Below are 13,000 nucleotides of genomic sequence, written 5' to 3'. Positions count from 1 at the left end.
AGAGCTTTTCCAACCGTAACCAGGCGAAGAACAAGGAAGCTGAGAGCTGACTTTCAATAGAGGTGATCGTAATGAAACGACGAGTGGTGATTACCGGTGTCGGCGTCATCTCCCCCGTGGGAAACGACGCGCAGACCTTCTGGAACAGCTTGCTGGAAGGAAAATCGGGAATCGGGCGCATCACGGCGTTTGACGCCTCCGACTACCCTACGCAGATTGCGGGGGAAGTGAAGGATTTCAATCCCGAGGCGTACATGGACAAAAAGGAAATCCGACGTACAGACCGATTCGTTCAGTTTGCGTTGGCCGCCACCAAAATGGCGATGGAAGATGCCAAGCTGGAGATTACGGCTGAGAATGCGGAACGCGTGGGTGTATACATCGGATCAGGTATCGGCGGTCTGGCTACCTGGGAAGAGCAGCACCAGGTGCTGATGGAAAAAGGACCGCGCCGTGTCAGCCCGTTTTTTATCCCGATGATGATCGCCAACATGGCGTCCGGGGCCGTCTCCATCCAGTACGGGGCAAAAGGGCCGACGTCCAGCGCGATTACCGCGTGCGCCACGGGGACGAACGCAATCGGCGACGCCTTCCGGCTGATCCAGCACGGCCACGCCGACGCGATGATCACCGGCGGTGCGGAAGCGACGATCCGACCGATGGCGTTTGCCGGTTTCTGTTCCGCCAAAGCGATGTCCACCCGCAACGACGAACCGGAAAAGGCGAGCCGTCCGTTTGACATCGACCGCGACGGGTTCGTCATGGGCGAAGGAGCGGGCGTGCTCATCCTGGAAGAGCTGGAGCACGCGAAAAATCGGGGGGCGACCATCCTGGCGGAAGTGATCGGCTACGGCATGAGCGCGGACGCCTACCACATCACCGCGCCGTCGCCGGAGGGGCAGGCCCGCTGCATGAAAAACGCGCTGCGTGACGCCGGTATTGAACCGACGGAAGTGGATTATATTAATGCACACGGCACCTCTACGGGTCAGGGGGACATTTCGGAAACGCAAGCGATCAAGAGCGTGTTTGGCGACCATGCCTACAAGCTGGCGGTCAGCTCCACCAAGTCGATGACCGGTCACATGCTCGGGGCGACCGGGGGTGTTGAAGCGATCGCGTCGGCGTTTGCCCTGCGCGATCAGATTCTGCCGCCGACGATCAACCTGGAAAACCCCGATCCGGAGTGCGATCTCGACTACGTACCCAATCAAGCGCGCAAGGCGGACGTGAACGTAGCCATGTCCAACTCGTTCGGGTTTGGCGGTCACAACGCCACGATCGTCTTGAAGCGGTTTGAGGCGTAAATGGTTCCTGCCGGAAAGAAGAGCAGGAAGTCTTCAAGAATGGTGGTGAGCGTCATGAACTTCTCGGAGCTGCAAGAAACCATCGGCATTCGATTTCGCGACGAGAACGTCTTGCGGCAAGCCTTCACCCATTCTTCCTATGTCAACGAGCAGCGCGGCAAGCGCATCCAGGACAACGAGCGGCTGGAATTTCTCGGCGACGCCGTCCTGGAACTGACCGTTTCGCAATTTCTCTACAAGACCTTTCCCAAAATGAGCGAAGGGGAAATGACGAAACTGCGGGCAGCCATCGTCTGCGAGCCGTCATTGGTCAAATTTGCCGAACTGCTTCACTTTGGCGATCTCGTTCTGCTGGGAAAAGGGGAAGAACTGACAGGCGGCCGGCAGCGGCCCGCGCTGCTGGCGGACGTGTTTGAGGCATTTATTGGCGCGCTTTACCTGGATCAGGGACTGGACGCGGTCTTTCACTTCATGGAGAAGTACGTCTATCCGCGAGTGGACAAGGGGGAGTTTGCCCAGATCACCGACTTCAAGAGTCAGCTTCAGGAATTCGTCCAGCAGGACAATCTGGGGGAAATCCACTACCGCATCGTGGAGGAAAAGGGGCCGGCGCACAACCGGGAGTTCGTGTCCGAAGTACTCCTGAACAACCGTCCGCTCGGCATGGGCAGCGGGCGTTCCAAAAAAGAGGCGGAACAGCAGGCGGCCGCCCGGGCGCTGATCAAACTGGGGGCGAAGTAGACCGTTCGCTGATCCGTGAGAAAACCCGTTCTACCAAAGAGGGAGAACGGGTTTTTCGTTTAGGCCGGGCCTTTGGACATGCCGTGCTTTTTCAGCTTGTAGTTCAAATTTTGGCGGGAAATCCCCAGCCGCTCCCCCGCCTTGGTGATGTTTCCGTTCGCTTCGCGCAGGGCCTGGCGGATCAGCTCCCGCTCCAGCCGCGCAACCTGTTCCTCCAGGCTGCCGGACAGGCGAACAGGCGCCGTAACCGTCTGCGGCGCATCCAGAAAAGAGTCGGGGAGCTGCCGGATGATCATTTCGCGAAACGCGTACGGCAGGTGTTCGAACCGGATCGGGCCGTCGTCGTACATGAGATTGAGGCAGCCCTCGATCACATGCTCCAACTGGCGGACATTGCCCGGCCAGGCGAAAGCCAGCAGGTGGCGGTACACGTCCGGGTCAAAGCCGGTTACCTTCACGTCAAGCGCCCTGCCATGCAGAGAGTGGGGCCCATCGCATTCAGTTCGTCCAGCAGCAGCGTGCCGCCGTTGGCCTGTTCGAACAGGCCCGGCCTGTCCACCGCCCCCGTAAAACTGCCCGGGGCGGTTCCGAAGAGCAGGCCTTCCAGCAACCCTTCCGGCAGGGCCGCGCAGTTTTGCGCGATAAACGGGGCCGATTGCCGCGGACTTTCGTTGTGAATGCTCTGTGCAAACAGCTCCTTTCCCGTGCCCGTCTCGCCGATGATCAGCACGGTGGAAGAAGAGCGTGCCGCCCGTCTCGCCTGTTCCACGGTTTGTCCCATCTCGCGGCTGACGTAGACGATGTCCGTGAACCGGAAGCGCGTCTGGTTCTGCCCGGGGAGCGGCCGGGGGGAGGCGGCCTTCGTCTCGTCCGCCTTGCGGAGCTGTTGGATGGATTCGGCCAACTGCTTTTGCTCCGTGATGTCCCGCAGCACCTGAATCGCGCCCCGTTTCTGTTCGCCCACAAACAAGGGAGCGGTGCGCGAGAGCGTGGTCACCGCCCGGCCGTTCGGGGTAAAGTGCGTCTCCCGATGGTGCAGCGTTTTGGACAGTTTCATTGCCGCAAGCAGCGTGCTGGCCTGCTCGTCAAGCGCGGGCCACACGTCGAACATGCGTCTGCCTCTGACCGACGCCGGCTCGCGAAGGTCGATTTCTCCCATCTTCCGGTTGTAAAAGAGGATCCGACCCTCCGTGTTTACCACACAGACCCCTTCCTCCAGTTCGTCCAGCACGGCGTCGTACAGGAGCTTGGTTTCGTTCATGGCCTGCAGTTGGTATTTCAACTGCTGCTGCTGGGTCATGTTCTTGAGGATGATCAGGTATCGCGTCTGCTCCAGGTTGCGGGAGAGCGGGACCACGTTGGCAATCAGCTCCTGGGTGCCGATGCAGACGGAGATGCCGGTCGTTTCCTTGTCCGCCTTGAGATACCGGCCAAACGACTTGTCGCCCAGCAATTCGCAGAGGGAGACGCCGGCGAAATCCCCGGGGCCGAGCGAAAACAGGCGCATGGCCGAACGGTTGAGGTCCAGCACGCTGCCGTCCTGGTCGACGATCACCATGTTATCAAAGCAGGCGTTCCACACGTCGTTGAGCGCAATCACAGTCATGGCGAAAAAAGCCCCCTCCCGGCGCAAAATGTTTGTCGTTTGCCGGAAACGCCGTTTCGAAACGGCAGCATTCCTGTATTCACTATAGGATCATTTATCCAAATATTCAATTGATTCAAAAAATATTTTGCGCAAAAGTTTTTTCGGCGCTCCTTTTTTTGCCGTTCGCCCCCTTGTGAAACCGCCTGAATGCCGCAGGCGCAGTTGGCATGCGGATTGCTTCCGGAAACGTGCGACAGCCCCTGAAAGGAGGATCATGATGACACTGGATCTCAGTCCCATCCAGGCGGTGGACGTCCACTGCCACCCGTATCTGCAGCAGACATCCCCCCTGTCGCCTGCAGAATTTGTTCGAAAGCTTTCCCTATCCGTTGTCCCCGGCATGTTCCAAACGGTGGAACGAGGCCATCCCAAGCGGCCCGTTCCCGGAACCAACATGTACACGCAGATCACCATTCAGCGCCTGGCAGCGTATTTCGGCTGCGACCCGGTGCTGGAGGAGGTGGTGGCCTGGCGCAACCGGCAGGCGAGCGATCCGCGGGCGTACACCCGGGCCTTGTTCCGTGACGCCAACATCGCCGGACTGCTGCTGGACTTCGGCTATCCGCAGCCGCGTCTGTCCGGGCAGGCGTACGCCGACATGACGGGCGTGCCGTATTGGGAAGTGTACCGCATCGAGCCGGTCATGGTCAGGCTGCGGGACGAGTGCGGGGAGTTTGGTTCGTTTGCCGAGCGGTATCGGGCCGATCTGCGCGAGGCGTTGAGGGGGGAGCGCATTCTCGGGTTGAAAACGATCATCGCCTACCGCAGCGGTCTGGAGATCGGCCCGATGGACGAGCAGGCGGCAGCGGAGGAGTACGCGGCATTCTGCTCCGATCCGCGGGCAGCCGTGAAGGCGCTGCGCGATTACTGTCTGCACGTCGCCCTGGAAGAATGTACGGCAGCCGACAAGGCGATGCACATTCATACCGGCGTGGGCGACGGCGAGGTCGTGCTGACCAAGGCGAACCCCGCCTGTCTCCTGGATCTTCTGCGCGACAAGAAGTACATCGACACGAAGGTGCACCTGGTCCACGGCGGCTATCCGTGGGTGGAGGAGGCCGCCTTTATCGTCAGTGTGCTGCCCCGTGTCTACCTGGACATTTCCCTGCAGAATCCGTTTATCGGCCACGGGGTGGAGCGGATTCTCTCGCACGTCTTTGAATTTGCGCCGTTTTCCAAGGTGATGTACGGTTCGGACGCGTTTACCCTGCCGGAGATGAACTGGCTGGGCGTGCACTTGTTCAAGGAGTGCTTCACGCGCGTGCTGGAAGGGTGGATTGCGCGTGACTACATGGATGCCGACGTGGCCCTGCACATCGCCGAAGGGGTGCTGTACCGTAATTTTACCGAGGTGTACGAGATTGCCTGGTGAGGTGGGCTTGCATGATTGAGCAATTCGGTTACAAGCAGGAGCTGAAGCGCGCGCTCAGCTTTTGGGATCTGCTCGTGTACGGCTTGATCTTTATGGTGCCGATTGCGCCGTTCGGCGTCTACGGCTACGTCGCCGAAGCCTCGAAAGGCATGGTGGCGCTGGCGTACCTGATCGGCATGGCCGGGATGATCTTTACGGCGTTGAGCTATGCGCGCATGTCGGAGGCGTTTCCCGTCGCCGGGTCGGTCTACGCGTACGCGCAGCGCGGCATCCACGAAACCGTGGGCTTCATCTCCGGCTGGGCGATCCTGTTGGACTACATCCTGATCCCTTCCCTCTGTTACGTGGTGAGCGCCAACGCGCTGACCTCCCTGATTCCGGCGATTCCCGCCTGGGTTTGGATCGTGCTCTTTCTCGCCGTCAACACGGTGATCAACGTGCGCGGCGTGGAGTTCACGGCGAGAGCCAACAAGATCACGCTGATCGTCCTGTTCGCCGTGCTGGTTTTGTTTCTGATCGCCGGCGTCACTGCGCTGCTGGGGGAAAACGGCAGCGGATTTACCGTCAAGCCGATCTATGACGCGGAACATTTTGACCTGAATCTGGTGATGAGTGCGGTCTCCATCGCGGTTCTCTCGTTTCTCGGGTTTGACGCGATTTCCACGCTCTCCGAAGAGGTGAAGGGGGGCAGCAAGGCGGTCGGGCGGGCAAGCGTGGCCGCACTCTTCACCGTCGGTTTTCTGTTTATCGCGCAGACCTGGGTGGCGAGCGATCTGGGGCGCGGCATGCAGGTTGTCAGTCTCGACACGGCTTTCTACGAAATCGCCGGCGCCGCCGGGGGAGCGTGGCTGAAGACGGTTTCCATCCTCGCCACCGTTTTGTCGTGGGGCATCTCCGCGGCGCTGGTGGCTCAGGCGGCCATTTCCCGCATCCTGTTTTCGATGGGGCGCGACCGCAAGCTTCCCGCCGTTTTGGCCAAGGTCCATCCGCGGTTCCAAACGCCCTACGTAAGCACCATGCTCGTCGCGGTGGTGTCGCTGATCGTCAGTCTCGGCTTTCAAAACCACATGCCGCTTCTCACCAATCTGGTCAACTTCGGGGCGCTCACCGGTTTTGTGGTGCTCCATCTGTCCGTCATTATCCATTTCACCATCCGCCAAAAATCCCGGCAGGTTGTCGCCCATTTGCTCTGCCCGCTGATCGGCATGGGCGTGATCGCCTACGTGATGGCCTCCATGGAACCGCTGGCGATCAAGGCGGGAATCGTCTGGCTGGCGCTGGGGGCAGTGTACCTCTTCATCCGCAGCCGCGTGTTCAAGGACAAGTCGACGACGATGGAATGGTGAACCTTTTCGCATGCAGCAGATTACAGGGAAGGAGAGAAACGCACGATGTACACAGCGGACGATGTCATGAAGATTGTGAAAGAACGGGAGATCGAATTCATTCGCGTGGAGTTTCTGGACTACGCCGGGCTGACCCGGGGCAGAACCATCCGCCCGGACAATTTGCGGGACGCGATGGAGAGGGGTATCAACTTCAGCACCGCCATCATGAGTTTCGACAGCTTCGACGAGTACATTCCCAACCCGATGTACGGGGCCGGGGACGGCGACTTCTTTGCCGTGCCGGACCCTGCCACCTTTGCCGTCCTGCCCTACCGCAGCAAAACGGCCCGCATGTTTTGCGACCTGGTGGACGAAAACGGCGACCCCTGGCCGGGCTGCCCCCGCCATGCGCTGAAGCGGCTGCTGGCGGAAGTGGAGTCGGTCATGGGCGGCAGGATGTACATGGCCTACGAGCAGGAGGCCTACCTGCTGCGGGAGGAGAACGGCCGGCTCGTCCCCGCCGACGACAGCCACTGTTTTTCCTCCGACGGCGTCGATATCCAGGAGGATTTCGTTCAGTCGTTCGTTCACGCGCTGGAGGCGATGGGCGTGCGGACCGAACAGATTTCCAGCGAATACGGCCCGGGCCAACTGGAAGTCAACCTGCGCTACACCCATGCCTTACAGGCGACGGATGACCAGGTGACGTTCAAGCAGGTGTTCAAGCAGATCGCCCGCGACAAGGGACTGATCGGCACGCTGATGCCCAAGCCGTTCGAGCACCTGGCCGGCAGCGGCCTCCACGTGCACATCAGCCTGTACAACGACGCGGGAGAGAACCTGTTCGCCGACAACACCGACCCGCGCGGGCTGGATTTGTCGGAAAAGGCGTACCATTTTATCGGCGGCCTGCTCAAACACGGCCGCTCCCTGATCGCCATCGGCGCGCCGAGCATCAATTCGTACAAGCGGATGCGGCCGGGCACGTGGGCACCGGCCCACATCTGCTACGGCGCAGGCAATCGCTCCGTCCTGGTGCGCATCCCGGAGAAGCGGCGCACCCGCCGGTTCGAATTCCGCGGCGGAGACGGCACCTGCAATCCGTACCTGCTGTCCGCCTGTCTCGTGGCGGCCGGCCTCGACGGCATACACAACCGCATTCATCCCGGCGAACCGGCGAGCGACGACGTCAGTTGGCTCACCGAGGCGCAGATGCAGGAACGGGGGATTGCACGCCTGCCGCGGACGCTGGAAGAGGCGGTGGACAGCCTGAGCCAGGACACCGTATTGGCACAGGCGATCGGCCGCGAGATCTGGGAAGAGTATCTCAAGGTAAAGCGCACGGAATGGGAGAAATACACCCGGCACGTGAGCGACTGGGAACGCCGGCTGTTTGCGCAGCGGTTCTGACCAGAAAGGGACGCAGGCGAACGGAACACGCTCTTCTTCGGCGGGATGCCGGGGAGGAGCTTCTTTTTTCTTCGACAAACGGCCGTTCTGTGATAAACTATTACAGTTGCGGGCAAGCCCGAAACGCTGCCTGCTTCGCAGTGGGCCTTTTGTGCCAAACACGTCCCCCTGTTCCGCAAGCGGGACAAGGCGGTGCGCAGAGGAACGGACGACGAAACATGAAAGGGGCGGAGACTGTTTTTCCGTCTGCCGGAAAAGGGCGGCACGGGGTGGTTTTGTCCCGGACCGTTGGGGGAAAGGTCTTCGTTCGGCCGTTATTCTATGGTACACTTATCTCACATTGGGTTTTACGCAGATGACTTGCTCCTGTTCCCCAGCAGGGGCTTTCTTTCAGGGCCCCCGCCCGGCGGCGAAACGGGCCCGCTCGGCAGGCGGCAGCGCCGGACGGGCGGGCGTGTGATCGCATGCGCCGGACGGGTTTTTAAGGAGGACCGTCAGTATGTATTTGAAACGCCTGGAACTGGTTGGGTTCAAATCGTTCGCCGACCGGACCGAGTTGGAATTCGTGCCCGGAGTGACTGCGGTCGTCGGGCCGAACGGAAGCGGCAAGAGCAACGTGTCCGACTCGATCCGCTGGGTGCTAGGCGAACAGAGCGCCAAATCGCTGCGCGGGGCAAAGATGGAAGACATCATCTTCGCCGGAAGCGATACGCGCAAGCCGCTCAACTTTGCGGAAGTGACGTTGACGCTGGACAATACCGACCGTTCTCTCGACGTGGAATATACGGAAGTCTCTGTCACCCGCCGGGTCTACCGTTCGGGTGAGAGCGAATACTACATAAACAACCGGGCCTGCCGGCTCAAGGACATCATGGAGCTGTTCATGGACACAGGTCTCGGCAAAGAGGCCTACTCCATCATCGGGCAGGGAAAAATCGAGGAGATTCTCAGCACCAAGGCGGAGGACCGCCGCGGCATTTTTGAAGAAGCGGCCGGCATCGTCAAGTACAAAACCCGCAAGCGGGAAGCGGAGAAGAAACTGGACGAGACGGAACAAAACCTCGTGCGGATTCACGACATCGTCAGCGAGATCAACGAACAGATCGGTCCGTTGAAGGAGCAGGCGGACACCGCCCGCAGATACAACGAACTGCGTCAGACGCTGATGGAGCACGAGGTGGCGCTCTACGTCCAGCAGATCGAGGCGGCGCACGCCAAATGGGAGGAAGCGAGCCGCCGCGTGCAGGAGCTGCGGGAGCAGTTGGCCGGACAGACGGCCCAGGCCTCGAAGCGGGAAGCCGACCTGGAGCAGGCCCGCTTTCACGTCAGCCAGATCGACCAATCGATCGAGGAACTGCAGCAAGTGCTGCTTTCCGTGAGCGAAGAGACGGAGAAAGTGGAAGGCCAGCGGGAAGTGCTCAAGGAACGGCTGCGCAACCTGGCCGCCAACCGGCAGCAGACGATGGAACAGATGCACCGTATCACGGAAAAGCGGCACGCCGTCGAGGCCGAGCTGGCAGAAGAACAGCAGCGGGTCGAGGAAACCAGGCGGCGCATGGCCGATGCGCAGGCGTCGCTGAAGGAGGCGGAAGACCAGTTTTCCGCCATGATCCAGTCGCTCACTGACGACGTGGAGCGATTGAAAGGGGACTACTTTGAAAAACTGAACGCGATGGCCAATCTGCGCAACGAAATCCGCCACCAGCAGCAGTTGAGCCAGACCAGCCAGGCCCGGGCGGAGCGGCTGGAGCAGGAAAAAGAGCGGCTCAATCAGGAAGAGGCGGCCCGCCAGGCCAAGCTGGCCGAGCTGAACGAACAGCTTCAGGAGATTGACCGGTCGATTCAGGAGACACTCACCCGTTACAAGGAATCGATCGAGCGGATTCGCGAGGGACAAGCCCGCCTGGAGGCGTCCCGCCGGGAACTGCGTCAGTGGGAGCAGAAGCGGGAAGCGGCCAAATCGCGGCTCGACCTGTTGAGGGAGATGCAGGCGGAATTTGCCGGGTTCCAGCAGGGGGTCAAAGAAATCCTCAAGGCCCGCGAGCGCGGCTTTGCAGGGATTCACGGGGCCGTCGCCGAACTGGTCACGGTGCCGGAAAAGTACGAGACCGCCGTGGAGGTGGCGCTGGGCGGCGCCCTGCAGAACGTGGTCGTCGACGACGAAGCGGCCGGCCGGGCGGCGATCGCCTACCTGAAACAGCACAATGCGGGACGGGCTACCTTCCTGCCGCTGGACGTCATCCGGCCGCGCAGCCTGCAGCTGGACGAGAAGCGGCTGTTGGGCAGGCAGGACGGCGTGGTCGGCATCGCCAGCGAACTGGTCTCGTTTGAGGAGACGTACCGTCCCATTGTCGAATCCCTTTTGGGCAATGTCATCGTCACGGAGACGCTGGAGCAGGCCAACCGCGTGGCGCGGGCGCTGAACTACCGCTGCCGCGTCGTCACGCTGGAAGGGGACATCGTCAACGCCGGCGGTTCCATGACTGGGGGCGCGCTGAAAAAGAATACGACCAACCTGCTGGGCCGCAGCCGTCAGGCGGAAGAACTGGAGGCGCAGATGGCCGAGATCGAAGAGGCCATTGCCGGGCATACTACGCGTATGGAACAACTGGCCGAAGAACTCAAGCGGATCGAGCAGGAGCAGGAGCAGCTTCGCACCCAGGGGGAATCGCTGCGGCTGAAGGAACAGGAAGTAAAGGGGCTGCTTCAGCAGACGGAAGCGGAAGGCCGCTCGCTGGCGGAACGGGCCATGCTCGTCGATCAGGACGTCGCGGGGTACCGCCGGGAGATGGAGGAAGCCGGACGGAAACTGGCGGAACTTGAGGCCGCCCTGGCCGTCATGGAAGAAGAAGAGAAGCAGTTGTCCGAACGGATCGCCGCCGCCGAAGCGAAGCGGCAGGAGCAGCTCGAATCCAAGGAAGAGATGAACCAGAAGATCACCAGCCTGAAGGTGCTGGACGCCCAGGTCAAGCAGGAACACCAGTCCCGCGTGGAGCAGTTGGAGCGGCTCTCGGAACAGCGCGCGTCGCTGCAGCGGGAGTGGGAGGAATTGAACCGGACGCTGGCCTCGCTGGACGAGCTGGAGCGGACCAACGAGTCGTCCAGCGGCGAACTGGAGCAGAAGATCGCCGAGCTGCGGCAGGACAAGGAGCGCGTCGCGGGACTGATCCAGGAGCGGCGCAGCGAGAGGGCCACGCTCTACCATCAGCAGGAGCAGGTGGAGCAGGAGGTCAGGGAAATCCGCAAGCAGGTGAAGGCGCTCGAGGAAGGACTGCATCAGGAAGAGGTGAAGGCCAACCGCTTCGAGGTGGAACTGGATCACCTCCTGAACAAACTCTCCGAAGAATACGAAATCAGCTACGACCTGGCCAAGCAGAAATACCCGCCCCGCGGCGACATGGCGGAGGAGCAGCAGATCGTCAACCGCCTGAAAAAAGAGATCGCCGCGCTGGGCACGGTCAACCTGGGCGCCATCGAAGAGTACGAGCGGCTCTTTGAGCGCCATCAGTTCCTGAGCGCGCAGGAGGCCGACCTGAACGAGGCCAAGGCGATGCTCTATCAAGTGATCGAAGAGATGGACACCGAGATGTCCCGCCGTTTCAAAGAGACGTTTGACGCCATCCGGGAACAGTTCCGCGACGTGTTCGTGCAGCTGTTCGGCGGAGGACGCGCCGACCTGCTGCTGTCCAATCCGGACAACCTGCTGGAGACGGGGATTGACATCGTCGCGCAGCCGCCCGGCAAAAAGCTGCAAAACCTGGCGCTCCTGTCCGGCGGCGAACGGGCGCTGACCGCGATGGCTCTCCTGTTTGCCATTCTGCGGGTCAAGCCGGTGCCGTTTTGTGTGCTGGACGAGGTGGAGGCGGCGCTGGACGAAGCCAACGTCAACCGATTCGCCGAGTACATGCACCAGTTCAGCAGCCAGACGCAGTTCATCTGCGTCACCCACCGCAAGGGGACGATGGAGAGCGCCGATGTGCTGTACGGGGTGACGATGCAGGAAGGCGGCGTGTCCAAAATCGTCTCGGTCAAGCTGGAGGATACCAAAACATTCATCGAATCCGCTTCGTAAAGGGAGATGACCATGAGCTTTTTCAAGCGTCTGCGTGACGCCATCGTGCAAAAGTCGGAGGCGGTTACGCAAAAATTTACCGAAGGTCTGGCCAAAACCAGGGATCTGCTGGTGGAAAAGGTGGAAGATCTGGTTCGCCGGTACAAAAAAATCGACGACGATTTCTTTGACGAACTGGAAGAGATCCTGATCACGGCCGACGTCGGCGTCAACACCGTGATGGAGCTGATTGACGAACTGCGCGACGAGGTGCGCAAGCAAAAAATCGAGAACGCCATGGATCTGCAGCCGATCCTGTCGGAAAAGCTGGTCGCCCTGCTGAAAAACGACCAGAGCCGGGACGCCGGCTTGAACGTGCAGGACGGGCGGCTGAACGTCATCCTGTTCGTCGGCGTCAACGGCGTGGGCAAGACGACCACGATCGGCAAGATGGCGCACATGTTCAAACAGCAGGGGAAAAAGGTGCTGCTGGCGGCAGGGGACACGTTCCGGGCGGCCGCGATCGAACAGCTCGAGGTGTGGGGGGAGCGCGTCGGTGTGGATGTGATCAAGCACCAGCAGGGAGCAGACCCCGCGGCCGTCATCTACGACGCCGTCCAGGCGGCCAAGTCGCGCGGCGTGGACGTGCTCCTGTGCGACACGGCGGGACGCCTGCAGAACAAGGTCAACCTGATGGAAGAGCTGAGCAAGGTGCACCGCGTCGTGCAGCGGGAACTGCCGGGAGCCCCGCATGAGGTGCTGCTCGTGCTGGACGCGACGACGGGGCAAAACGCGCTCTCCCAGGCCAAGACGTTCGGCCAGGCGGCCGGCGTGACGGGCATTGTGCTGACCAAGCTGGACGGGACGGCCAAAGGCGGGATCGTCATCGCCATCCGCAACGAACTGAACATCCCCGTCAAATACGTCGGCCTCGGGGAAAAGATGGACGACCTGCAGCCGTTTGACCCTGAGCAGTTTGTGCACGCGCTGTTTGCCGGGCTGATTGCGCAGGAGACCGCGGAGGAGCAGCAGTAACAAGGTGTTGATAAGGACAGGAAACCTGTATCGCTTTCACAGTGATACAGGTTTTTTTCGTATGGGGTGAACCGGAAGTGCCCCCCCATCCGTTTGTATGCCTGTCAC

The 13,000-nt window shown here is 61.0% G+C and carries 7 protein-coding genes and 1 pseudogene; 7 read left to right on the top strand and 1 reads right to left on the bottom strand.

Annotation, left to right across the window (positions count from 1 at the left end):
- Positions 1-71 precede the first annotated feature (71 nt).
- Positions 72-1,307 (top strand): beta-ketoacyl-ACP synthase II, encoded by a 1,236-nt coding sequence (fabF, locus tag FOI68_RS11685; RefSeq protein WP_143863286.1) that lies wholly within the window; start codon positions 72-74, stop codon positions 1,305-1,307.
- A gap of 39 nt (positions 1,308-1,346) precedes the next feature.
- Positions 1,347-2,048, top strand: coding sequence for a ribonuclease III (gene rnc, locus FOI68_RS11680; RefSeq protein ID WP_185973930.1), 702 nt, complete (start codon positions 1,347-1,349; stop codon positions 2,046-2,048).
- A gap of 59 nt (positions 2,049-2,107) precedes the next feature.
- Here rnc and FOI68_RS11670 read toward each other — a convergent pair.
- Positions 2,108-3,654: pseudogene (locus tag FOI68_RS11670) on the bottom strand (sigma 54-interacting transcriptional regulator).
- 256 nt (positions 3,655-3,910) lie between these two features.
- On the opposite strand from FOI68_RS11670, the gene FOI68_RS11665 reads away from it, so the two are divergent.
- The 5 genes from FOI68_RS11665 to ftsY all read left to right on the top strand — a co-directional run bounded on the left by FOI68_RS11665 (position 3,911) and on the right by ftsY (position 12,892).
- A complete protein-coding gene (locus FOI68_RS11665; RefSeq protein WP_143863282.1) occupies positions 3,911-5,068 on the top strand; it encodes an amidohydrolase family protein in 1,158 nt (385 codons plus the stop codon).
- 11 nt (positions 5,069-5,079) lie between these two features.
- Positions 5,080-6,414: an APC family permease gene (locus tag FOI68_RS11660; protein WP_143863281.1), complete on the top strand. Its 1,335-nt coding sequence runs from the start codon at positions 5,080-5,082 to the stop codon at positions 6,412-6,414.
- Positions 6,415-6,459: 45 nt separating this feature from the next.
- Positions 6,460-7,806, top strand: a complete 1,347-nt coding sequence (locus tag FOI68_RS11655; RefSeq protein ID WP_035294851.1) for a glutamine synthetase family protein — start codon at positions 6,460-6,462, stop codon at positions 7,804-7,806.
- Positions 7,807-8,305: 499 nt separating this feature from the next.
- Complete coding sequence (gene smc, locus FOI68_RS11650; RefSeq protein WP_143863280.1) at positions 8,306-11,878, top strand: chromosome segregation protein SMC; 3,573 nt, start codon at positions 8,306-8,308, stop codon at positions 11,876-11,878.
- Positions 11,879-11,890: 12 nt separating this feature from the next.
- Complete coding sequence (gene ftsY / locus FOI68_RS11645) at positions 11,891-12,892, top strand: signal recognition particle-docking protein FtsY (protein WP_029100172.1); 1,002 nt, start codon at positions 11,891-11,893, stop codon at positions 12,890-12,892.
- The last annotated feature ends 108 nt before the right edge of the window (positions 12,893-13,000 follow it).

The organism is Brevibacillus sp. LEMMJ03 (assembly GCF_007197875.1).
Lineage (GTDB): Bacteria > Bacillota > Bacilli > Brevibacillales > Brevibacillaceae > Brevibacillus > Brevibacillus thermoruber.
Note: the sequence above shows the minus strand (reverse complement) of the source record. Positions and strands in the feature narration are given on the sequence as shown.

Bases quoted from the DNA above. Each gene is read 5' to 3' on its own strand.
- fabF (WP_143863286.1), top strand. From the start codon at position 72: ATGAAACGACGAGTGGTGATTACCGGTGTCGGCGTCATCTCCCCCGTG.
- rnc (WP_185973930.1), top strand. From the start codon at position 1,347: ATGGTGGTGAGCGTCATGAACTTCTCGGAGCTGCAAGAAACCATCGGC.
- FOI68_RS11665 (WP_143863282.1), top strand. From the start codon at position 3,911: ATGATGACACTGGATCTCAGTCCCATCCAGGCGGTGGACGTCCACTGC.
- FOI68_RS11660 (WP_143863281.1), top strand. From the start codon at position 5,080: ATGATTGAGCAATTCGGTTACAAGCAGGAGCTGAAGCGCGCGCTCAGC.
- FOI68_RS11655 (WP_035294851.1), top strand. From the start codon at position 6,460: ATGTACACAGCGGACGATGTCATGAAGATTGTGAAAGAACGGGAGATC.
- smc (WP_143863280.1), top strand. From the start codon at position 8,306: ATGTATTTGAAACGCCTGGAACTGGTTGGGTTCAAATCGTTCGCCGAC.
- ftsY (WP_029100172.1), top strand. From the start codon at position 11,891: ATGAGCTTTTTCAAGCGTCTGCGTGACGCCATCGTGCAAAAGTCGGAG.